This is a genomic window from Frankia alni ACN14a, from assembly GCF_000058485.1.
Lineage (GTDB): Bacteria > Actinomycetota > Actinomycetes > Frankiales > Frankiaceae > Frankia > Frankia alni.
The window spans coordinates 6,798,448-6,820,702 of record NC_008278.1 but is presented as its reverse complement, the minus strand read 5'-3'; the positions used below and the strand labels follow the sequence as shown (position 1 = coordinate 6,820,702).

The 22,255-nt window shown below is 73.8% G+C and carries 20 protein-coding genes; 12 read left to right on the top strand and 8 right to left on the bottom strand.

The window, feature by feature from the left end:
* Nucleotides 1–30 precede the first annotated feature (30 nt).
* The 3 genes from FRAAL_RS27420 to glmU all read right to left on the bottom strand — a co-directional run bounded on the left by FRAAL_RS27420 (nucleotide 31) and on the right by glmU (nucleotide 4,032).
* Complete coding sequence (locus FRAAL_RS27420) at nucleotides 31–1,056, bottom strand: tryptophan--tRNA ligase (RefSeq protein ID WP_011607332.1); 1,026 nt, start codon at nucleotides 1,054–1,056, stop codon at nucleotides 31–33.
* A 129-nt stretch (nucleotides 1,057–1,185) separates the two neighbouring features.
* Entirely contained in the window at nucleotides 1,186–2,160 is a 975-nt protein-coding gene (locus FRAAL_RS27415) for a ribose-phosphate diphosphokinase (protein WP_011607331.1), read from the bottom strand.
* 156 nt (nucleotides 2,161–2,316) lie between these two features.
* Nucleotides 2,317–4,032: a bifunctional UDP-N-acetylglucosamine diphosphorylase/glucosamine-1-phosphate N-acetyltransferase GlmU gene (glmU, locus tag FRAAL_RS27410; protein ID WP_083866940.1), complete on the bottom strand. Its 1,716-nt coding sequence runs from the start codon at nucleotides 4,030–4,032 to the stop codon at nucleotides 2,317–2,319.
* 858 nt (nucleotides 4,033–4,890) lie between these two features.
* Between glmU and FRAAL_RS27400 the strand changes: the two genes are divergently transcribed.
* Nucleotides 4,891–5,916: an acyl-CoA desaturase gene (locus FRAAL_RS27400; RefSeq protein ID WP_041939861.1), complete on the top strand. Its 1,026-nt coding sequence runs from the start codon at nucleotides 4,891–4,893 to the stop codon at nucleotides 5,914–5,916.
* Between the two features lie 51 nt (nucleotides 5,917–5,967).
* Here FRAAL_RS27400 and FRAAL_RS27395 read toward each other — a convergent pair whose 3' ends face one another.
* Both FRAAL_RS27395 and FRAAL_RS27390 read right to left on the bottom strand, forming a co-directional pair.
* Nucleotides 5,968–7,935, bottom strand: coding sequence for an ABC-F family ATP-binding cassette domain-containing protein (locus FRAAL_RS27395; RefSeq protein WP_011607326.1), 1,968 nt, complete (start codon nucleotides 7,933–7,935; stop codon nucleotides 5,968–5,970).
* A complete protein-coding gene (locus FRAAL_RS27390; protein ID WP_011607325.1) occupies nucleotides 7,932–9,008 on the bottom strand; it encodes a 4-(cytidine 5'-diphospho)-2-C-methyl-D-erythritol kinase in 1,077 nt (358 codons plus the stop codon). Before FRAAL_RS27390 ends, FRAAL_RS27395 begins: the two co-directional genes overlap by 4 nt.
* A 665-nt stretch (nucleotides 9,009–9,673) precedes the next feature.
* Between FRAAL_RS27390 and FRAAL_RS27385 the strand changes: the two genes are divergently transcribed.
* From FRAAL_RS27385 to pth, 9 genes are all read left to right on the top strand, one after another.
* Nucleotides 9,674–10,198, top strand: coding sequence for an Asp23/Gls24 family envelope stress response protein (locus tag FRAAL_RS27385; protein WP_050997263.1), 525 nt, complete (start codon nucleotides 9,674–9,676; stop codon nucleotides 10,196–10,198).
* A 20-nt stretch (nucleotides 10,199–10,218) separates the two neighbouring features.
* Nucleotides 10,219–10,842: a hypothetical protein gene (locus FRAAL_RS27380; RefSeq protein WP_231861377.1), complete on the top strand. Its 624-nt coding sequence runs from the start codon at nucleotides 10,219–10,221 to the stop codon at nucleotides 10,840–10,842.
* Entirely contained in the window at nucleotides 10,824–11,243 is a 420-nt protein-coding gene (locus tag FRAAL_RS33610) for a hypothetical protein (protein WP_011607322.1), read from the top strand. Before FRAAL_RS27380 ends, FRAAL_RS33610 begins: the two co-directional genes overlap by 19 nt.
* Before the next feature lie 137 nt (nucleotides 11,244–11,380).
* Nucleotides 11,381–11,569: a DUF2273 domain-containing protein gene (locus FRAAL_RS27370; RefSeq protein ID WP_011607321.1), complete on the top strand. Its 189-nt coding sequence runs from the start codon at nucleotides 11,381–11,383 to the stop codon at nucleotides 11,567–11,569.
* A complete protein-coding gene (locus tag FRAAL_RS27365) occupies nucleotides 11,566–11,997 on the top strand; it encodes an Asp23/Gls24 family envelope stress response protein (protein ID WP_011607320.1) in 432 nt (143 codons plus the stop codon). Before FRAAL_RS27370 ends, FRAAL_RS27365 begins: the two co-directional genes overlap by 4 nt.
* A 199-nt stretch (nucleotides 11,998–12,196) precedes the next feature.
* Nucleotides 12,197–12,940, top strand: coding sequence for a DUF6286 domain-containing protein (locus FRAAL_RS27360; protein WP_011607319.1), 744 nt, complete (start codon nucleotides 12,197–12,199; stop codon nucleotides 12,938–12,940).
* Nucleotides 12,937–13,530: a hypothetical protein gene (locus FRAAL_RS27355; RefSeq protein WP_011607318.1), complete on the top strand. Its 594-nt coding sequence runs from the start codon at nucleotides 12,937–12,939 to the stop codon at nucleotides 13,528–13,530. The genes FRAAL_RS27360 and FRAAL_RS27355 overlap by 4 nt, the downstream gene beginning before the upstream one ends.
* 178 nt (nucleotides 13,531–13,708) lie before the next feature.
* Complete coding sequence (locus FRAAL_RS27350; protein WP_041939860.1) at nucleotides 13,709–14,332, top strand: 50S ribosomal protein L25/general stress protein Ctc; 624 nt, start codon at nucleotides 13,709–13,711, stop codon at nucleotides 14,330–14,332.
* Between the two features lie 69 nt (nucleotides 14,333–14,401).
* Nucleotides 14,402–14,995, top strand: a complete 594-nt coding sequence (gene pth, locus FRAAL_RS27345; protein ID WP_011607316.1) for an aminoacyl-tRNA hydrolase — start codon at nucleotides 14,402–14,404, stop codon at nucleotides 14,993–14,995.
* 45 nt (nucleotides 14,996–15,040) lie between these two features.
* On the opposite strand, the gene FRAAL_RS27340 is transcribed toward pth, so the two are convergent.
* Nucleotides 15,041–16,255, bottom strand: a complete 1,215-nt coding sequence (locus FRAAL_RS27340) for a glycosyltransferase (RefSeq protein ID WP_041939859.1) — start codon at nucleotides 16,253–16,255, stop codon at nucleotides 15,041–15,043.
* A gap of 295 nt (nucleotides 16,256–16,550) precedes the next feature.
* Here FRAAL_RS27340 and FRAAL_RS27335 point away from each other — a divergent pair, with 295 nt between their 5' ends.
* Together FRAAL_RS27335 and FRAAL_RS27330 are read left to right on the top strand one after the other, a co-directional pair.
* Complete coding sequence (locus tag FRAAL_RS27335; protein WP_011607313.1) at nucleotides 16,551–17,798, top strand: glycosyltransferase family 2 protein; 1,248 nt, start codon at nucleotides 16,551–16,553, stop codon at nucleotides 17,796–17,798.
* An 85-nt stretch (nucleotides 17,799–17,883) separates the two neighbouring features.
* Entirely contained in the window at nucleotides 17,884–18,795 is a 912-nt protein-coding gene (locus FRAAL_RS27330; protein ID WP_011607312.1) for a glycosyltransferase, read from the top strand.
* A gap of 58 nt (nucleotides 18,796–18,853) precedes the next feature.
* Here FRAAL_RS27330 and tyrS read toward each other — a convergent pair whose 3' ends face one another.
* Entirely contained in the window at nucleotides 18,854–20,143 is a 1,290-nt protein-coding gene (gene tyrS / locus FRAAL_RS27325) for a tyrosine--tRNA ligase (protein WP_011607311.1), read from the bottom strand.
* A gap of 9 nt (nucleotides 20,144–20,152) precedes the next feature.
* Complete coding sequence (locus FRAAL_RS27320; protein ID WP_231861376.1) at nucleotides 20,153–21,868, bottom strand: S8 family serine peptidase; 1,716 nt, start codon at nucleotides 21,866–21,868, stop codon at nucleotides 20,153–20,155.
* Nucleotides 21,869–22,255 lie beyond the last annotated feature (387 nt).

Genomic DNA, 22,255 nt, shown 5'->3' with positions numbered 1-22,255 from the left:
CGGACGCCCCGGCAGCGGCAGCGGAGTCGGTCAGAGGGGGGAGATGCCGACGGCGCGGCGGACGCCCTGGAGGACGGGGCGGGCGCGGTCGCGGGCCTGCTCGGCGCCGGCGTCGAGGATCGCGTCGAGCTCGCTGCCGGGGGCGACGAGGGCCTCGTACTGCTCGCGCAGCGGCGACAACCAGGCGTTGACGGTCTCGAACAGGGCGTTCTTCAGCTCGCCCCAGCCGGTGCCGCCCTGCTCCAGACGGGCCCGCATGTCCTTGACCGCCTCGGGGGTGGCGAAGTTCTCGAACAGTGCGAACGCCGCCGAGGCGTCCGGGTCCTTCGGCTGCTCCACCGGTGTGCTGTCGCTCACGATGCCGCGGATGAGCTTCCGTAGCTGCTTCTCGGGGGCGAACAGCGGGATCGTGTTCTTGTAGGACTTGCTCATCTTGCGGCCGTCGGTGCCGGGTAGGGTCCGGGCCGAGCTGCCGGCGGGGTAAATTCCCTCCGGAATCCTCAGGCTGAACACGTCGCCGAAGAGATGGTTGAACGAGCCGGCGATGTCGGCGGCGTATTCGACGTGCTGCGACTGGTCCTGCCCGACGGGCACCACGTCGGTGTTCATGATGAGAATGTCGACGGCCATGAGAATCGGGTAGTTGAACAGGCCCATGTTGATCCCGGCGTCCAGATCCGCCACGCCGGACTCGGCGTTGCGGTCGCGGGCGGCCTTGTAGGCGTGTGCCCGGTTCATCAGGCCCTTGCCGGTCACGCAGGACAGCACCCAGGACAGCTCGAAGATCTCGGGGACGTCGGACTGGCGGTAGAAGACCGTGCGCGCCGGGTCGAGGCCGAGCGTGATCCAGGTGGCCGCCACCGACCGGGTGTAGCTCGCCAGCTCCCTGCGGTCGCGAATCGACGTCAGGGCGTGGTAGTCGGCGATGAAGTAGATCGACTCGTAGGTCGACGTGAGCTCCAGCGAGGGCCGGATCGCTCCGATGTAGTTCCCGAGATGCGGCTCGCCCGTCGGCTTGATGCCGGTCAGCGAGACCTTCGGCTGTTGCGCTGCCATGCCTGCGCAGTCTACGGAGGCGACCCGCAGCGGCGGACCGCCGGCGCCGTGCCGACCCGCGTCGCGCGGACCCAGGCGTCCCGGGACGTGCCCGGGACGCGACCGGGACGCGCGTCGCGGCGGGGCTGTCTAGGCGTCCCCGCCGAACAGGCCGGTCACGGAGCCGTCCTCGAAGACCGCCTTGATCGCGGCGGCGAGCAGCGGGGCGATCGACAGTTCGGTGATCTTGTCGATCCGTGCCTCGCTGGGCAGCGGCAGCGTGTTGGTGAGGACGACCTCGCTGATCTCGGAGTTCTTCAGCCGGTCGGCCGCCGGCCCGGACAGCACACCGTGCGTCGCCGCCGCGATCACGTCGGTCGCGCCGTGCTCCTTGAGCGACTCCGCGGCCTTCGTGATGGTGCCGGCAGTGTCGATCATGTCGTCGACGATGACGCAGGTGCGGCCGCGGACCTCGCCGACCACGTCGAACATCTTCACCTGGTTGGGCACGTCCGGGTCGCGGCGCTTGTGGATGATGGCCAGGGGGCAGCCCAGCCGGTCGGTCCAGCGTTCCGCCACCCGGACCCGGCCCGAGTCGGGGGCCACGACGGTGACCTCCGAGGTGTCCAGCTTGTTCTCGATGTAGTCGGCGAGCAGCGGCAGCGCGAACAGGTGGTCCACCGGGCCGTCGAAGAAGCCCTGGATCTGTGCGGTGTGCAGGTCGACCGACATGAGCCGGTGCGCGCCGGCGGTCTTGAACAGGTCGGCGACGAGCCGGGCGGAGATCGGCTCGCGGCCGCGGTGCTTCTTGTCCTGGCGGGCGTACGGGTAGAACGGCGCGACCACCGTGATCCTTTTGGCGCTCGCCCGCTTCAGGGCGTCCACCATGATCAGTTGTTCCATCAGCCAGGTGTTCACCGGCGCCGAGTGGCACTGCAGGACGAAGGCGTCGCAGCCGCGGACCGATTCGGAGAAGCGAACGAAGATCTCGCCGCTGGCGAACTCGTAGGCGTTCGTCGGCACGGGTTCGACGTCGAGTGCGGCCGCCACCTCCGCCGCGAGGCCGGGGTGCGAGCGTCCCGCAAAGAGCATCAGGTTGCGCCGGTTCTCGGTCTGGTAGGCCACCGCGTTCTCCTTGGACGGGACGGATGATCAGGCTGGGGTGCCGTCGGCGGCGTGCCTGCGCGCGCAGAGGTGCTGCCCCGCGCGGCCTGCCGGCGCGGCCGGACCGATGGGGCGGTGTGCATCCCCCCGCTGGTCAGAAGGTTGGGACCGACCCCTCTACGTTCTGCTTCCCGCTCCGGGAACGCCAGCGATCCCGGCCTCGCCGCTGCCGGTGTGCGTCAAGTCACCCCGACCATGCGGGCCGGCATCGGGCGTGCCGACCCCGTGCGCCTGTGCTGCGAGGGAGTCGGCCGGGATGGGGCCGGCGGGGATGGAGTCGGCCGGGATGGAGTCGGCGGGGATGGGGTCGGCCGGGATGGGGTCGCCTGGGCGGGACTCGGCCGGGAGGAGGTCGGTCGGCGTCGCCGCGTCGGCGACGGCGGGCCCCGGCGAGGCACCGGCGGCGGCCGCGGCGGCCGCGGCGGCCGCCGCGGCGGGGCTGCCGGGCCGGCGCCGCTGCGTCCAGCCCTCGATGATCCGCTGGCGCCCCTCGCGGATGGCCAGCGCGCCCGGCGGCACGTCCTCCCGGATGACGGACCCGGCACCCGTGTAGGCACCGTCTCCGACGGTGACCGGGGCGACGAGCATCGTGTCGCTGCCGATGCGAACGTCGGAGCCGATGACGGTGCGGTGCTTCGCGACGCCGTCGTAGTTCACGAAGACGGTCGTGCAGCCGATGTTGCTCCGCTCGCCGACGACGGCGTCGCCGACGTAGGCGAGGTGGGGGACCTTCGTGTGGTCGCCGAACTCGGCGGACTTCGTCTCGACGAAGGATCCGATCTTGCCCTCTCGGCCGAGCCGGGTGCCGGGGCGCAGGTGGCTGTAGGGGCCGACGGTGGCGCCGGCGCCGATCTCGGCGCGGTCGGCCGTGGTCCGCACGACGCTCGCCTCCGCGCCGACGATCGTGTCCGTGAGGGTGCACTCGGGGCCGACGGTGGCGCCCCTCGCCAGGTGGGTGCGTCCGTGCAGGAAGGTGTGGGGGGCGATCGTCGTGTCCGGCTCCAGGGTGACGTCCGCGTCGATCCAGGTGGTGGGCGGATCCACGACGGTGGTCCCGGCCTTCATGGCCGCGACGACGATCCGGTCGCGCAGCGCCCGGCCGGCGGCGGCGAGCTGGACCCGGTCGTTGACCCCGGCGGCCTCGGCCGGGTCGGCGACGACCCGCGCCGCCACCGGGCTGCCGTCGCCGACCAGGAGCCCGACGACGTCGGTCAGGTACTCCTCGCCCTGGGCGTTCTCCCTGGTCAGCCGGGCCAGCGCCGCCTGGAGCGGGCCGGCACGGAAGGCGTAGACCCCGGTGTTGATCTCCCGGATGGCGGCGGTGGCCGCGTCGGCGTCGCGATGCTCGATGATCGCCTGGACCCCACCTGCGGCATCGCGCACGACCCGGCCGTAACCGGTGGCGTCGTCGAGGACGGCGGTCAGCACCGTCGCCGCGGCGCGCTGGGCCTGGTGATGGCCGGTGAGGGCGGCCAGCGTCTCCCCGGTGAGCAGCGGGGTGTCGCCGGGGAGCACGACCACCGAGTCGTCGGGGGCGAGCCCGTCGAGCGCCGCCAGGGCGACCCGAACAGCGTGGCCCGTACCGTGCTGACGGTCCTGCACGACGGGGACGACCGTCGGGGCCTGCTCGGCCAGCATCGCCGCGACCTGCTCCCGGCCGTGGCCCACGACGACGGCGGTGCGGGGCGCGGCCAGGGTGCCGGCGGCGTGCAGCACGTGCCCGAGCAGGGTTCGCCCAGCGATACTGTGCAGCACCTTCGGTGTCGTCGAGCGCATCCGTCGACCCTCGCCCGCAGCCAGGATGATGACGGCGGCCGGACGTGGTGAAGTCACGCGATCTCCCGGATCTTCGGCCTGCACGACGATGGGGCGACGGGCACCACACTACCGCGACCTGCTGACCGGGCCCGGGGAGGTGACGGCGGCCGGTAACACGCCGGGCGCCGTCACCGGAGGAGGGCCTCGACCGGCCGGCGGGGAACGACCCGACCGGTCCCCGCCGAAGCGTTCGGCCGCTCGCGGAGAAAGGATCGCGATGGCGGTCCGGCCGGCGCGGCGGTACTTCCCGGCGATTCTTTGTGATGGTATTACTGGTGGTACTCCAGTAGTGCTCCGCCGCCACGACTCGAACGTGGACTAAGAGAACCAAAATCTCCTGTGCTGCCGATTACACTACGGCGGACCGCGGGGAAAACATGCCAACTCTACCATCGTGGGGTGGCGCGGATGGTAAAAGCAGGGTCGCGGACCACTGTCCCGCGGGTCGGGCCGCGCCGCGGTCCCCGCCGACCCCGCACAGCCCGATGCATCGGGCGCCCGCGGCGATCGGGGCGCACCACACCACCGCGGCGCCATTACGGGGCGTGCCGCCCGAGGTGAGCGGTGTCGGGTGCCGTGGTGGTCGCCGGGCGAGGTCCGAGCACGTTCTGCGGGATGCCCGTCGGGGTGGCCCGGGTGGTGACCTCGGTGGGGCGGGTACCCCCACGAGACGTAGACCATTCGGGCGGGTGCCGGCCGGTGGGCATACAGCGATGTACAGCGATGCCGGCAGGCCGGCAGGCTGGGCCGCCCTGCCGAGTGGCCCGTTTGCGTGGTGGACGCCGGCAATGGGGACTGTTGTCACATCGGCGGGCTACCGTGGCCGGTGGAGTGCCGGCGCAGTGGACCTGCCGCGATGGACGGGACGAGGCGATGACCGCTACCGACACGGTGACACCGAGCAACAATCGGGCGCCGGATGACGACCGGGAAACGACTGCGGGGCTCGGCCGCGCCGATCCCGCCAACAACCGGGGCAACGCCACCAGGCCCAGGTCGATGGCGAAGGCTCGGGCCGAACAGATCATCATGGTGACGACGATCATCATTCCGCTTGTCGCGGTGGTCGCCGCGATACCCGCCCTGTGGGGCCGGTGGATCTCCTGGCATGACGTCGTCCTTGCCCTGATCTTCTATGCCATCAGCGGGCACGGGGTGACGGTCGGATTCCACCGTTACTTCACCCACCGTGGATTCAAGACGTCCCGGCCGGTGCGCATCGCGCTCGCCGTCGCCGGAAACATGGCGATCGAGGGCCCGGTGATCCGCTGGGTGGCCGACCACCGGCGCCACCACGCCTTCAGCGACGCCGAGGGCGACCCACACTCGCCGTGGCGCTACGGCCCCGGCACATGGTCGATGATGAAGGGCCTCTACCACGCCCACGTCGGCTGGCTGTTCGACGTCGAGCAGACCGACCAGCGCCGCTTCGCCCCCGACCTGCTCGACGACCCGGACATCGTGAAGGTCAGCCGCTCGTTCGCCGGCTGCGCCTTCGTCAGCCTCGCCGCGCCAGCGATCATCGGCGGCCTCTGGGGCGGCTCGTTCGAGGCGGCCGTGCAGGCGTTCTTCTGGGCGGGCCTCGTCCGGGTCGCCACGCTCCACCACGTCACCTGGTCGGTGAACAGCATCTGCCACGTGCTCGGCTCCCGGCCGTACCGCTCGCGGGACCGCTCCGCCAACGTGTGGCCGCTGGCGCTGCTGTCGATGGGGGAGTCCTGGCACAACCTGCATCACGCCGAGCCGACCTCGGCCCGCCACGGCGTGCGCCCCTGGCAGATCGACACGAGCTTCTACATCATCAAGCTGATGGAGACGCTCCACCTGGTCTGGGACGTGCGCTGGCCCGACCCGGCCCGCCTCGCCACCAAACGCGTCACCGCCGACGCTACGGCCTGAGCCGCCTCGGCTGACTGGTCCGCCTCGGCAGGCTGAGCCGCCTCGGTCGGCTCAGCCTTCGAGGTCGGCGGCGAGGGTCAGCCAGGCCTCCTCGGTGGCGTCCTTGTCGGCGACGACGGCGCGCAGCTCGGCGTCCAGCGCCAGCAGGCGCTCATGGTCGGTCGCCGCCTCGGCGAGGGCCACGTGGAGCTCCTGCTCGCGGCGGGTCAGCCGATCGAGGGCACGTTCGAGGCGGGTCAGCTCCTTGCGGGCGGCCCGCAGCTCGCTGCCGGATCGGGACGGTCCGGTCGTCGCGCCGATGGCGGCCGCTGCCGTGCCGGATCCGGCCGTGCCGGCCGCTGCCGTGGCGGCGGCGGGGACACCTGGCGCGGTCCCGTCCGCGCCACCCGCTGCACTCCGGCTACCCGTGCCACTTCGGCTACCCGTGCCACTTCGGCCATCCGTGCCACTTCGTCTACCTGCGCCATTCGTTCCGCCCGCGGTGGCTGCTCGGGCCGGCGGAGCCGAGGTGGCGGCCTCCGAGCCGGCGGCGGCTCGGCGGGCCAGGTACTCCTCGATGCCGCCGGGCAGCATCCTCAGGTGGCCGTCGCCGAGCAGAGCCAGCGTCACGTCACAGGTCCGCTCGAGGAAATACCGGTCGTGGCTGACCACGACCAGGGTGCCGGGCCAGGAGTCCAGCAGGTCCTCCAGCGCGGTCAGCGTGTCCGTGTCGAGATCGTTCGTCGGCTCGTCCAGGAGCAGGACGTTCGGCCGGGCCATGAGCAGGCGCAGCAGCTGCAGCCGGCGCCGCTCGCCACCGGAGAGGTCGCCGACCCGGGTCCACTGCCGCGACGACGGCAGGCCGAACTGCTCCAGCAGCTGCCCGGCGCTGCGCTCCCGACCCCGCTCGACCTCCAGCACCCGGCCGACCTGCTCGACGGCCTCCAGCGCGCGCAGCGACGCCGGTAGCTCGGCGACCTCCTGGGACAGCAGCGCCGGTCGGACGCTGGCCCCCACCTTCACCCGCCCTCCGTCCGGGACGACCTCGCCGAGCAGGGTGCGCAGCAGCGTCGTCTTGCCGGCGCCGTTGACGCCGACCAGCCCGATCCGGTCCCCCGGCCCCAGCAGCCAGGTGATGCCGTCGAACAGGGTGCGGTCCCCGATCCGGACGGTGATGTTCTCGGCGTCGTAGACGTCCTTGCCGAGCCGGGACGCCGCGAAGCTGCGCAGCGCCATCGTGTCGCGGGGCGGCGGCTCGTCGGCGATCAGGGCGTTGGCGGCGTCGATGCGGAACCGCGGCTTGCTGGTCCGGGCGGGGGGCCCGCGGCGTAGCCAGGCGAGCTCCTTGCGCAGCAGGTTCTGCCGGCGGGCCTCCGTCGCATCCGCCCGTCTGGTCCGTTCGGCCCGGGCGAGGACGTAGGCGGAGTAGCCCCCCTCGTAGGCGTCGACCCGTCCGTCGACGACCTCCCACACCCGGCCGCACACCTCGTCGAGGAACCAGCGGTCGTGGGTGGCGACGAGCAGGCCGCCGCGCCAGCCGGCGAGGTGGCCGGCGAGCCAGGCGACGCCCTCGACGTCGAGATGGTTCGTCGGTTCGTCGAGAATCAGCAGGTCGAGGTCCTGGACCAGCAGTCGCGCCAGCGCCACCCGCCGCCGCTCGCCACCCGACATCGGGCCGAGCACGTCGTCGAGGCGGTCCAGCAGGCCGAGGCCGGCGAGCACACCGCGGCGGCGCGGGTCCGCCGCCCATTCGTGTTCCGCGCCGGTGCCGACCACGACCTCGCGGACCGTGCGGTCGGCGGGCAGCACGTCCGCCTGCGCCAGCGAGCCCACCCGGGTCGAACCCGCGTGGACGACCCGGCCGGCGTCCGGCTCCGCCTCGCCCGCGATGATCCGCAGCAGGGTGGACTTGCCGGCGCCGTTGCGCCCGACCACGCCGATCCGCTCGCCGGTGCCGACGCCGAGACTCACCTGGTCCAGCAGCGTGCGGGTGCCGAAGGCGGCGTCGATGTTCTCCAGGCTGACCAGGACGGGGCTCACGGTCCGCCGCCCGACCCGTCCGCGCCGTCCGGCCCCTCCAGCACCCGGGCACCGGCCGCCGGCCCGGACGCCCGGCGCACGGCCCGGGCGACGCCCATGCCGGCCAGGCTCGCGGCCAGCTCGACGCTCTCGGTCGCCCCGGCGGCGAGGAAGGCGCAGGTCGGCCCGGAACCGCTCACGATGGCCCCGACGGCGCCGAGCTCGCGGCCGGTCTCCAGGACCCGGCGCAGCGCCGGCCGCAGCCGCAGTGCCGCCGGCTGCAGGTCGTTGACGAGGGCCGCCCCGAGCTGGGCGGGGTCGCCGGTGCGCAGCGCCGCCAGCACGTCGTCGGCGGGGGTGGGCCCCGTGCGCAGCCGGCCCTCGGACAGCTTGTCGAACTCGGCGTAGACGGCCGGAGTGGACAGGCCGCCGTCGGCGAGGGCGAACACCCAGTGGTACTCGCCGGTGGCCAGGACGTCGGTGAGCTGCTCGCCCCGGCCGGTGCCCAGCGCGGTCCCGCCGGTCAGCGGGAACGGGACGTCGCTGCCGAGCCGGGCGGCGAGGCCGGCGAGGGCGACCCGGTCGAGGCCGGCCTGCCACAGCGCGTCGAAGGCGACCAGCGCCGCCGCCGCGTCCGCGCTGCCGCCCGCCATGCCCGCGGCGACCGGGATGCCCTTGGTCAGGGTCAGGTGCACCCGCTCCGAGGTGATGCCCGCGGCCTCGGCGACGAGGTGCGCCGCCCGGACGGCGATGTTGTCGCGGCCGGTGGGGACGATGGACACGTCGGGGGTGGTCGTGGCCGGGCCCCGCGCGGTCGGGTCGGCCCCCTCGCCGGAGACCTCGACGGTGACCACGACCCCGTCCTGGTCGCCGGAGGGCACCCCGTCGATCGTCGTGGGGTCGGCCGCCGTGGGGTCGGCCGCCGTGGGGTCGGCCGCCGTGGGGTCGGCCGTCGTGGGGTCGAGCGTCGTGGCGGTCAGGTCGTCGAACAACGAGACGGCCTGGAGCACGGTGATCACGTCGTGGTAGCCGTCCGGCCGCAGCGGCCCGACGCCGAGATGCAGGTTGACCTTGGCCGGGGCCCGGACGGTCACGGCGGCGATGCCGGCTCCCGCGCCTTGGCGCGGGCCCGGGTGGGATCGAGGCAGCGGATGCTCCTTCGCTCGGACTCACTCAGGCTGGTCTGTGCGGGCGGCTCTACTCGGGCGGGCGGCCTCTACTCGTGCGGGCAGTCGTACTCGTGCGGGCGGTTGTCCTCGTGCGGGCGGTTGTCCTCGTGTGACGGTCGTGCTCACGTGGCGGTCGGGCTCGTATAGCGGTCGTGTTCGTGCTGGTCGTCCTCGTGCGGCGGTTCCACACGCTCAGCGTTGCTACGCGTGCTGAGCGGCACCGCCCGTCCGGGCGGGGGCAACCGGCCGAACCCAACCTATCCGCGGGTCCGGAGCGTATGACCGTCCACCCGCGGGGTACATGAGAGGTCGGGATGCCTGGCTGGTGAAATCGGGCGACTCGCGGCGTGGGTGACCCCGTCGGAGAGGGCCCGCACGTGCTTCGTGATGCCCCCTCGCCCGGTTGGACCTGGCCCTTCACACCTTCCCCAGGCTTCCTTGACGTCCGGCCTGCACGTGCGTCGCCGCCGCGTCCCAGCTGACCCGCGGTGACCCGGTCGGACCCGACCCCAGCGGGCCGCGGCCTGACGGCGGGTGCCCCGCGACCACGGCCCACTCGGGGGGCGCCGAAAACCACGAAGGGGACCACCATGACCACGACCACCAGCTCCGGAACCGCGACCACCGGTGCCGGAACCTCGACCAGCACCGGCCAGGCCGATTCGTCGGCGACCGGCGCCGGTGGCGCCAACCGGACCACCGTGCCGGACCGGAAGCACTCCACGGAGCTCACCACCGAGCGAGGCCGCACGTCGATCGCGGATGCCGTGGTCCGCAAGATCGCCGGGGTGGCGGCCCGCGAGGTCGCCGGCGTGCACAAGCTGGGCACCGGCGGCGCCCGGGCGGTCGGTTCGGTGAGGGCCCGCATCCCCGGCGCGTCGGCGAGCGTCGCCCAGGGCGTCGCGGTCGAGGTCGGCCAGCGGCAGGCCGCCATCGACCTGGACGTGGTCTGCGACTACGGCGTCTCCATCGTCGACCTGTCGCAGTCGATCCGGCGCAACGTGGTCAGCTCCGTCGAGGGGATGACCGGGCTGGAGGTCACCGAGGTCAACGTCGCCATCGACGACGTCTTCATCGGCGACGACGGCCAGGAAGACACCCGGCGGGTCGAGTGAACCTGGTCGGGACGGGTGACGTGACCACCTGGTTCCGCTGGGATCCCGACCGGGTGGCGGCCGCGGTGGCCGCCTGTCCAGAGGTGACCCGACTGGTCGCCGCCCCGACGCCCTCGCCCCTGCGCATCCCGGAGCGCCCGGGCGGGCCGTTGCCCGACGGGCCTGACGCGGCGGTCGCCGCCGGTTCCGGCAGGGCGGTCGCGATCGGTTCCGGCGGGGCGGGCGCGGACGAGGACCACCGTGGGGTGGAGGCGGCCGATTACGGCGGGGGGGCCGTGACCGAGGATCGCGGGATGGACGACGCGGCGCGGGACCGCCTCGAGGTGGCGGAGGTGGCGACGTATCTGCCCGGGCGCCGGGTCGCGGGGGTGCGAGTGCGCGCCGACCGGATCCTCGTGCAGGTCGACTGCCGCTACGGCCCGCGGCTGGCCGATCTCGCCGACCGAGTCCGGGCCGCGGTGCTGCGCGCCGCACCCGACTGCCCCCGGGTGGATGTGATCATCCGCGATCTGGATCCACCGGACGGGTTGGTCTCGGTCGACCGGCCTGCCCCGGTCGACCGGCCTGCCCCGGTCGATCAACGGCGCTCGGTTGGTCCGGCGCAGGTGGGGGATGGTGACCAGCCGTGGGTCTGGTCACCGTGACCCCGCAGGAGGCGGGTGACGCGGCCCGTCCGGACTCCCGGGCTGACGCCGACGCGGCCCGGCGCCGGGCGGAGATACGCGCGTTCGTCCGGACGCACCACCCGGACCGCGGTGGAGATCCCGACGCCTTCGCCGAGGGCCTGCGGGCGCTGCGCGCGGGACAGCCGACCACCGGCCGCTCGACCACCGGCCGGTGGGCCGAGGCCGACTCCGGTCCCACCGCCTACCGCCGGCGCACCGTGGCCGAGCACCTCGCCGGTTGGGTGGCGGAGCGCGGCCGAGGATGGCGCGGAGCGGCGCGGCGGCAGGTCGTCACAGCGCGATGGGGCCGTCGGCTCGGTGTCCGATGGGTACACCGACGACAGGCCCAGAGAGCACAGCGTGGCCCTCGAGTCCGGTGACCCGACACCGCCCGCGTGGAGCGTGGCGGCGCCTCACCCCATGTGACGATCACCCCCCTTGCCCCTTCCCGGCCCGTCCGAGGGGCACACCGGACGTATCACCCGACTGGACGGGTCGGACCGGAAGGGACGTCACCATGCGAGCAGCAGCACTTGGTCTGATCACCGGCCTGATCGCCGGGCTCGCGCTCGCCTTCGGCGGGTTCAGCGAGTTCCTGATCGTCCTCGTGTTCGGGGCGATCGGGCTCGTCGTCGGCAAGGTCGTCGACGGTGACCTCGACATCACCCGCTACGTGGGCGGGGACCGGCGCCGGAGCCGACGGTGACCACGCCGTCCCGGCCCGGCGCCTCCGCCGATGCGGGCGAGCCGGCCGGCACCAGGCGTGCCGGCGGGGGAGCGGGATCGCTGCGCGTCGCCGACCGGGTCGTGGAGAAGATCGCCGCGATGGCCGCCGCGGAGGTGCCCGGGGTCACCGGGCCGCCGCGGCGGCTCTCGCGCCGCGGCGGCGCCCGCCGGGGCGGGGCTCGGTGGCGCGGGCATGCCCGCCGGCCCCGGGTGGATGCCCGGCTCGAGGGCAGCACGGCGCGGCTGACCATGACGTTCTCCGTGCGTTACCCGAACCCCGTCGGCGAGACCGCCGAGCGGGTGCGGGGTGAGGTGCAGGAGCGGGTCGCGGCGCTGGCCGGTGTGCGCGTCGCCCATCTCGACATCGAGGTGCCCTCCCTGAGCCCGGGCGGCGGCGAACCGTTCTAGAGCCGACCAGGTCTCGTCCGCTCCGCGGTGCACGTGAGGCGTGTGCGGTGCGATGCGCACGGTCTGCGGACTCAGACCGTGCAGAACGCACCGCAACTCGCTCCGGCGGCGAGACCGACCAGAGACGGTGTCTGTTCGTACGCGCGTGGGCACGAGTAGTAGACGGGGGCGGACTCGGTGGGGGGTGGACATCGTGCGGATGGGACGCCGGGTCGTCGCGGGGCTGCTCGCCACACTGATCGCGGTTGCCGGTGTGATCGCCGTCGTCGAGATCATCGCGGCGGCGGTGGGTGAAGGCCAGGTCCTGATCAACTGGCGGAGCTGGGCGAACGGCCTGAGCGACACCGCCTGGTCCCGGGGGCCGGCGTTGCTGGCCGCCGGGTTCGTCGCGCTGGTGGGGCTGCTGCTGATCGGGATCGCGCTTCGGAGCGGCACGCCGGCCCGGCTGCGAACTCGCTGGGGATGCCCGCGGGCCGGAGTGTTCGTGGACCGGCGCGGGCTGGCACGGGACCTGCGGGCCACGGCGCTCGCCGTCGACGGAGTGGACCGGGCCCGGGTCCGGGTGCACCGGCGCGTCGCGGACGTCCGGCTGCGCCTGCGCCCCCGCGTCGCCGGCGACACCCCGCGGCGGGTAGCCGCCGTGCTGAGTGAGGAGCTCGACGCCTTCGCGTTGGTCGAGTCGCCCGATCTGACGATCCGGGCGACCTCCACCGGGCGCCGGCACGAACCGGCCGCCGTCGACGGGCCGGCTAGGCATGACGGCCCGGCCGGGTGGGGCGGTCCGGGTGGGCACGCCGGACCCTCCGGAGGTGACGGTCGGCCCGCCTCGGGTGGTGCGGACGAGTCGGGTGGTGCGGACGGGTCACGGCGGGCGGTCGGGACCGGACCGGACGGCACCCGCCGGGTGGGTGCCGCGGCGCGGCGGGGAGGCGAGGCGCCGTGACCAGGCCTGGGCCGCGCGTGCCGCCGACCGACCGGCGCAACCGGGTCATCCTTGCCGCTCTGGGGGTGCTGCTCACGGCGGCCGGCGTGGTGGCGCTTCTCGTCGGGGTCGGCGTCTTCGGTGACAGCCGGTCGGACCAGCCCGTTCTCGACCCGACCGTCCGTGGCTTCGCCGCGGGGCACGGCTGGTTCTGGCCGGTTGTCGGTGTCGCCAGTGGGCTGGTCGCCCTGCTGGCACTGGCCTGGTTGGCCCAGCAGGCGCGTACCGACAGGTCCCCGGGGCTGGACGTGACCCACGATGCCCTCGGCGACGTGCACCTGCCGGCGGCCGCGCTGACCGACGCCGTCGCGGACGACGTGGCCGCGATCGCGGGCGTCGAGGGCGCGCGGGCCGAGCTGCGGGGCAGGCGTGAACCGTCGCTGGACATCGCGGTCAGAGTGACCCGGGGCACCGACGTGCCCGGCGTGGTCGGGGAGGTCTGCGGCCCGGTGCTGGGACGGGCCCGGCGCGCCCTCGGCCGCCCCGACCTGCCCGCTCAGGTGAACATCCGGCCCGTCGGTGTGGCCCGGCGCCGGCCCCGCGTCCGCTGATGCGCCGGTCCGGTCGGGACCGGTGCCCCGCGGCGGTCCGCATCTGCGCTGGGTCTTGACAGATCGGGGTGGCCGTCCACCTCTCGCGAAGCGTCCGGTACTGTGAAGGACCGCGCCGCGGTGGTCCTCCCGCCCTCCGGCGATGGAATCCCATGTTCTGGAAAGGATGAGCGCCGCCATGTCCGAGGTCCGCATCGCCGCGGAGCCGCGCACCGAGTTCGGTAAGGGCGGTGCTCGTCGCACCCGCCGCGCCGGCAAGGTACCCGCTGTTCTCTACGGTCACGGCAAGCCGCCGCGCCACATCGCCCTGCCCGCGCACGACCTGCTGCACGCCTTCAAGACCGACGCCGGCACGAACGTCCTGTTGACGCTCGAGCTTGCCGACGGCACCGAGCTCGCGCTCGCGAAGGACGTCCAGCGGCACCCGATCAAGGGCAGCTTCGAGCACATCGACCTGGTTCTCGTGAACCGGGGCGAGAAGGTCGTCGCTGACATCCCGGTGCAGGTCGTCGGCGAGCCCCACCCCGACACGCTGGTCGACCAGCAGGTCACCTCGATCGCGTTGAGGGCCGACGCCTCGCGTCTGCCGAACGCGATCGAAGTGGACATCACCGGCCTGGAGCCGGGAACCGCGGTGCTGGCCCGCCAGCTGGCGCTGCCCGAGGGCGCCGAACTCGACGCCGATCCCGACCTGGCCGTCGTGCAGTGCCTGGCCAAGCGAACCGTCGCCCAGCAGGACGCCGAGCTCGGCGAGACCACCGAGGCGACCGAGGAGGCCGGCGCGGCGAGCGCGTCCGCCTAGGCGGACGGCTCTCCCCGTCGACCCCCTCGACTCCCGGCACCTGCCGGATGACCTGCGGATGAGCTGTCGATGACGAACGTGCCGACCGACGACGGGCCGTGGCTCGTCGTCGGACTGGGCAATCCGGGTCCGGGCTACGCCGGCAACCGTCACAACGCCGGATTCATGGTCGTCGACCTGCTCGCCGAGCGGGCCGGGTCACGGCTGAAGTCGCACCGGTCCCGGGCGGATGTCGCCGAGGTTCGCCTCGCCGGCACGCGGGCGATCCTGGCCCGCCCGCTGTCCTTCATGAATCTCTCCGGTGGGCCCGTCTCGGCGGTGCGCACCTTCTACAAGATCGATCCGGCCCGGGTCATCGTCGTGCATGACGAGCTGGACATCCCGTTCGGGAGCGTCCGGCTCAAGCGCGGCGGCGGGGACAACGGCCACAACGGGCTGCGATCGATCTCCTCCGCCCTCGGCACCCGCGACTACCTTCGGGTCCGAGTCGGCATCGGTCGCCCGCCCGGCCGGATGGACCCGGCCGACTACGTCCTGCGGGACTTCGCCGCCGCGGAGCGGCGCGAGCTGCCGCTGCTGCTGGAGCACTCCGCCGACTCGGTCGAGATGCTCATCACGGACGGCCTGGAGCCCACGCAGAACCGCTACCACGCCCTGCTCTGACCGCGCCCCCGGCTCTGCTCGCTCTGACCGCCCCCGGCCCGGCGGTCAGGACGGCGTCAGGTGCTCCTGGATGCGACCGATCAGCGCCGCGTGGTCGAGCTCCCGGCGGACGAACGCCCGGCCGGCGAGCCCGATCTCGGCCGCCCGCACCGGGTTGTCCAGCAGCTCGCACGCGGCGGCGGCGAAGGCGCCCGGCTCCTCGGCGACCAGCAGGTCGGTGCCGGGGGCCCAGTCCAACCCACGACTGCCGGTCGGGGTGCTCACCACCGGGGTGGCGGTCGCCATCGCCTCAATGGCCTTGATGTTCACGCCGGAGCCGGAGCGCATCGGGTTGACCGACAGTGTCGCCGCGGTGAGGTAGCCGGCGACGCTCGGCACGTCGGTGTGCAGCTCGACGCCCTCGAAGCCGGCGAGCCACGCGGCCAGGCCGTCCTCCGGGCGCCGCCCCACCACCTGGAAGGTGGCCTTCGGGTGGTGAACCCGGATCATCGGCCAGCATCCCCCGAGGAACCAGCGCAGCGCCTCGATGTTCGTCGGGGTGTCCAGCGAACCGACGAAGATCAGCCGCTGGTTGCCGGCCACGACCGCGCCGGCCGCCGCGGACAGCTCGCCCGACGAGGACGCGCTCGCCCGCAGCGCCCCCACAGGCAGGAACGGCGGCAGGTGGAACGTGGGCACGCTCGCCCGGGTGCGCCGCCACTCGTGGTCTTCCAGCGAGATGTCGGCGATGCAGGTGACCAGGGGGGAATGGTGCATCGCGAGTTCGGCCAGGCGCAGCTTGTGGTACTCGAGCTCGTAGGCCACGGCCCGCGGGCCGGAGCTGCTGCGTGCGAGCACCCGGAAGAACTCCGAGTCGACGTTGTGCGCGCGCACCAGGTGCGGCAGCTTCCAGATCCGGGCGATCTCCTCGCCGAGATGCGAGGACCGGCAGCTGTAGCTGATCACGGCGTCGGCGCGGGGGGGCGTGGACTCCAACGCCCGGCGCAGCGGCCCGACCGGCCGCGAGGCGTGCATGAAGGGCCTCGGCGTCAGGTGGGCGCGCGGACTGTCGTCCCGGGGCAGCCGGATGACCGCCGAACCGGGAACCGCCTCCTCGTAGGCGGCGATGTCCAGATCCTCCCGCGAGGGGACCAGGATCTGCATCCGAATACCGGCCGCGGAGGCCGCGGTGAGGAAGCTGAATGTCTCCACCCGGCCGCCGGCGTCCGCCGGGAGAAACGGTTCCTCGACAACGACGATCCAGCGCGTGGAGTCGCTCACCGGTCCCACTGTAACGACCCGGGTTCACCCGCATGGGGGAGGGTCGGCCCGGTCACCCGGCCGAGGAATGCGTCGCGTGGCCGGGTGGTCACGATGGCGTCAGGTAGTGCGATGAATAGACCGGACGGTTTCCCGTGGCCCTCCTCGCGCGGCCGCGGGGCCGCGGGGCGCACCGGACTGCCGCGCAGGTCGGGCCGTGCATCACGGCCGCGCAGCGTCATGGGGTCAATCGCGTGACCCGACGGGCCAGGAGCCGTTCGCCGTGGCGTTCCGGCGGAACGCTACGGTTACTGTCATGACAGGTGTCCGGACCATCGGTCGAGGAGCCGCCGTCGCGGCGCTCGGAGCCGTAACTGTTTACGGTCACGTTCTGTATCCGGTTTATATCGGACTGCGCAGCCGTGGCCTGGAACCGACGACACCGCCGGAACCTGAGATCTGGCCGGGCCTGAGCGTCGTCGTCTCCGCGTACCGGGAATCCGCGGTTATCGGCACGAAACTTGATGAACTTGCCGGCACGGACTATCCCGGGCCGATGGAGGTCATCGTCGTCGCGGACGACCCGGAGACCGCGGAGGCCTCGCGCCGGCCCGGCGTGCGGGTGCTGTCCTCGGGGGAGCGGCTGGGCAAGGCCCGCGCGGTCAACCGCGGCGTCGCCGCCGCCTCCCACGAGATCGTCGTGCTCACCGACGCGAACGCGGTGCTCGCCCCCGGCGCGCTGCGTGCCGCCGCCCGCCACTTCACCGACGAGACCGTCGGCGCGGTCGCGGGGGAGAAGCAGGTCGACGACCCCGACGGCGCCCAGGGTTTCTACTGGAAGTTCGAGTCGTGGCTGAAGCGCTGCGAGTCGGCGACCGGGGCGACGATCGGCGTCGTCGGCGAGATGCTGGCCTTCCGCCGCCAGGCGTTCCGGCCGCTGCCCGCCGACACCGCGGTCGACGACGCCTGGCTGGCCCTCGACATCCTCGAGGGCGGACTGCGGGTCGTCTACGAGCCCGAGGCGTACTCGATCGAGTCGGCGGCCCCCGACTACAGCGGTGAGTGGGAGCGGCGGACCCGGATCGTCGCCGGCAACCTGGACATGCTCTGGCGCCGCCGGGCGGCGCTGGTGCCGGGAGCGCTGCCGGTCACCCCGCAGCTGTGGGGGCACCGCCTGGTCCGCTCGTCGTTCGGGCCGATGGCCCACGTCGTCCTCGTCGGCCTGGCCGTCCCGGCCGCCCGGCACAGCTGGGCCGCCCGGGTGTTCCTGGCCGGCAACGCCGCCGGCGCCGCGAGCGCGGGCGCCCTGATGACCGGGCGGACGCCGCCGGGGCCCAGCCGGCTGGTCGCGCAGGTCTTCTTCCTGCAGGCCGTCGCGCTCGGCGGCGTGCGCCGCTTCGCCGCCCGGGACCGTCCGGCCGTGTGGCCGAAGCCGGATCGCCAGCCGGTCGCCGCGGCGTCCGGTGCCGGTGCCGGTGTGCCGTCCGGCGCCGACCCGGCGAGCCCGGGCGGCTCGTCCAGCCCTTCCAGCTCGTCCAGCGCGCTGACCTCGGCCGGCGGCTGAGTCGAGGATGGCAGCACCCTCGGCAGCCGCGCCGTACGGTGCATCGGAAGTTCGCGTGAACACACGCAGTGAGGAGCGTGCCGCCGTGTCGGTCGAGCAACCCAAGCGGTCCACGTGGCAGTACGAGCTCGTGCTGGTCAGCTACCACAGCCGGGAGCAGCTCGAGGAGCTGTTCGCGACGCTGCCGCTGGACATGCCGGTGGTGGTCATCGACAACGCGAAGGGTGCCGACCGGGTCGACGAGCTGCTCGCGGAGCGGCCGAACAGCCGCTACCTCGACTCCGGCGGCGGCAAGGGCTTCGCGAAGGCCGCGAACATGGGCATCCGCTCGTCCAGGTACGACTACATCGTCCTCGGCAACCCGGACAGCCGGCCCACCGTCGACGTCATCGACGTGCTCGTCGACGACCTCATCGCCGATCCGGAGCTGGTCACCAGCGCCGCGACGATGAAGGGCCACGACGACAGGCCCGAGCTGGGCAACGGCGGGTGGGAGCCGACGCCGCGGCGGGTGCTGCTGCATGTCCTCGGCGCGCACAAGGTGGCACCGACCTCGGCGCTGTTCGCGCGCCCGACCCCCGGTCGGCCGATGAACCCCGAGTGGCTGACCGGCGCCTGCATGGCCGTGCGCCGCGCCGCGTTCCTCGACCTGGGCGGCTTCGACGAGACGTTCTTCGTCTACAACGAGGACATGGCGCTCGGCCGGGCGATCCGCGAGGCCGGCCTGCGCCAGAAGCTGCACACCGATCTGCTGGTCCCCCACGGCGCCGGCGGCAGCGGCGCGGGCAAGACCTGGATGCTCCAGATGCGCGGCGCGTCCATGGTCCGCTACCTGCGCAAACACAACGCCCCGGCCCGGGTGAACGTGATGCGCTCGATGCTCGTGGCCGGGTACGCCGGGCGCACGGTGCTCTCCCGGGCCCGTGGCAGGAAGGCGGTGGCCGACGAGCACGCCGCCTACATCAAGGGGCTGCTCGTCGGTCCACCCGCCCCCTGAGGGCCGCCCGCCTCCTGGGGCCCCGCCCGGCGTGGCTGGGGCCGGGCGGGGCGGGCGCTCAGGTGAAGCGGGCGACCCGCCACTCGCGGCGGCCGCGGCGGACGAGGATGACGGAACCGTGCAGCAGGTCCTTCTCGGTCACGGTCGCCTCGGCGTCGATTCGGTCGCCGTTGACGAGCACCGCGCGGTTGCCGAGGTGCTCGCGGGCGTCGCGGCGGCTGCTGGCCAGGCCGGTGGCGAGCAGGAGGTCGACGACGGGCCAGCCGCCGTCGGCCGCGAGCCGGGCCAGCGGCTCGGTGACCGTCGGCACGTCGGCGAAGACGTCGGAGATCAGGTCCGCCCCGATCGCCTTCACGTCGCCGCTGAACAGCGCCGCGGACGCGGCCTCCGCGGCGTCGACGGCGGGCTGGCCGTGCATGAGGGCCGTCATCTCCCGGGCGAGATGGCGCTGCAGCGCGCGGCGACCGGGCGCCTCGGCGTGCTCGGCGAACAGCCGCTCCAGCGGCTCGCGGTCGGTGAGCGAGAAGAACAGGGCGAACCGCCGCGCCTCGTCGTCGGACAGGTTGATCAGGAACTGGTACAGCGTGTACGGCGAGGTGCGGTCGGCCGTCAGCCACACCGCGCCCTTCTCCGACTTGCCGAACTTCGTGCCGTCCGCGCGCAGCAGCAGCGGGCAGGTCAACCCGTGCACCTGCGTGCGCAGCACCCGGCGCACATAGTCGATCCCGGCGACGATGTTGCCCCACTGGTCCGACGCCCCCATCTGGAGCGTGACGCCGTGGTCCTCGCACAGCCGGCGGAAGTCGTACGCCTGTAGCAGCGAGTAGCTGAACTCGGTGTAGGTCAGGCCGACGTCGGGGTCGTCGAGGCGGCGGCGAACCGAGTCCCGCCGGATCATCTCGGTGACGGGGAAGTGCTTGCCGACGTCCCGCAGGAACTCGATCATGCCGAGCCCGCCCAGCCAGTCGCCGTTGTCGACGAAGGCGGGGATCTCCTCGGCGGCAAGCGCCCGCCCGAAGATCGTCTCCATGATCTCGCGGTGGCGGGCCACGTTGGCCCGCACGTCCTCGACGGTGAGCAGGCTGCGCTCGGCGGACTTGCCGGACGGGTCGCCGATCAGCCCGGTGCCGCCACCGAACAGGGTGACGGCGCCGAGCCCGGCCCGCGCGGCCCGGATCAGCAGCGTGATCGGCAGCAGATTGCCGATGGTCAGCGACGGGGCGGTCGGGTCGAAACCGATGTAGCAACGCCGCCCGCCGCTGTCGAGGTGGTCCCGTAGTTCGGCGGGATCGGTGCTGTCGTGGATGAGTCCACGCCAGGACAGCTCGTCCAGGAGCGCGTGTGTCATGTGGCCATGTTAGGAGTGGCCGCGTGGGCCCCCGTGCGTCGTGGCCCGCCGGGCGGACAGCAGATGCGCACTCACACCGAGCAGGCCGCCCAGCCAGACGGCCAGGGCCAGCCCGCCGACCCACACCAGCGCGGCGAGGAGGCCGGATCGGCCACCCGGGCCGCCGGACCCGCCGGATCCGCCGGCCGCTGCCAGCGAGCCGCCGGCTCGGTCCTGGCCCGACCCGCCACCCGCGGCCGACCCGCCACCCGCGGCCGCCCCGCGCTCGCGGCCGTCCGCGGGATCGGTGGGGGCGCCGGCGGTCAGGCCCGGCGGCGTGGCGGCGCCGTCCGCTGGTTCCGCCCGCCCATCGGCCCCCGTCGGCGGCACCGCGGCGGCCGACGAGCCGAGATCACCGCCGCCGTGCGAACCGGCCCCGGAGCCGTCCGCGCGGCCGGCCCCGCCGGAGCCGACGGAACCGCCGTCTCCGGTGGTGCCGCCGGGGCTGCCGGAGCCCGACCCGGCCCCGGCGGGGTCCGCGCCGGCGGGTGGCTGGCCGGCCGTGCCCCAACGGGTCGGGGTGGCCAGCAGGGGGTTGGCGGCGACGGCCGGTACCGGTCGGGTCAGCGCCGCGGCGGGGTCGACGATGCCGAAGCCGAACTCGACGTCGCGGCCCGGCGGCCCGGCGTCACGCGCGGTGTAGATGAGCCGCTCGATGACGTTGGGTGCGTCCAGGTCGGGCCAGGCCGATCGGATGAGCGCGACCACGCCCGAGACGATCGCGGCCGAGTTCGAGGTGCCGGCGCCGGTGTCCAGGCCGTCCGGGGACACCCTCGTCGGCACCGGCGCCCGGATGCCCGGGGCCGGGGCGGCGATGACGGCCCGCGCTCCGCGCGACGAGCCGCGCCAGAAGTCGCCCCGCGCGGTCGATCCGGTCACGGCGACGACGCCGGGGATGTTCGCCGGCGAGTTGATCTCACTGTCACCGGTCTCGACGTTGCCGGCGGAGGCGACCACGACCACGTCGTGGGCGAAGGCGTAGGCCACCGCCTCCCGCTCGTCGCCGGTCGCGGCCCCGGCCGAGCCGAGGGAGAGGTTGATGACGTCCGCACCCAGGTCGACGGCCCGGTGGATGCCGTGGGCGACCTCCGCCGAGTCCGCCTCGGCCCCGGTCGAGACGGGCAGGATCCGGGCGGCCGGGGCGATGCCGCGCACCTCGGGCCGGCCGTTGTCGTTGCGCCCCGCGATCAGGCCCGCCATGGCGGTGCCGTGGCCGTCGGGGTCGTCGTCACGCCACCCGTCGGGAGCCGCCCCCGGCCCGACGCCGGCGCCGGGCAGGACCTGGCCCTGCAGCTTCGGGTGGCCGGCATCCACCCCGCCGTCGATGACCGCGACCACCGCCCCCGCGCCCTCGCTGACCTGCTGCGCCTGGGCGAGCCCGAGCACCGCGTGGTACCACTGCGAGCCCTGTGCGGGGGCGACGGGGGCGGGAAGGACGACACCCGGGCCCGCGGCGGCCGGGTCGGCGACGGCGGGCGCGGCGAGCAGCGGCCCACCAAGGACGGCCAGGGTCAGTAGCGCCAGGACGGCCGGCAGGCCCGGTACGCAGGGCAGGCCCGGGACGACCGGCACCGCCCGGCGGGCGCGGCGCGGCGCGGCCGTCCCGCCGGGACCGCGGGGCTCCGTCCCATCGGGACCGCGGGGCTCCGTCCCATCGGGACCGCGGGTCATGGCGCGGTGCTGCATGAGGGGGGTCCTGCCTCCCGGGACGTGCCACTCGGCGCGTTGAGGGGGATCACGGGCGGCCGGGGTGGAAAGGCGCGATCGGCATCGCCGTGTGAGGCAGTTTTCCATAGTGCCGGCCCTATCCGCGCCGTTGTCGGAAAGTAAACAGATACACCCCAGTTGACCTGGTGCGGCGCAAACGTCGGCGCGTCTCGGGATCGGCCCGAGGCGCGCCGGGGAGCCGGACGCGGAGGGGCGGCGCCGTTGCGGCGGAACGGATACCACAATCTGTGTTGTGGCGATTACGATTTCGGATTGGCCGCCTCGGCCGTCCCGTCGCGGCGGCTCGGCGCGGTTACGTCCGCCTCCGGTGGACCGCCCCAAGCCGCCGAGGATGCCGGATTTCGG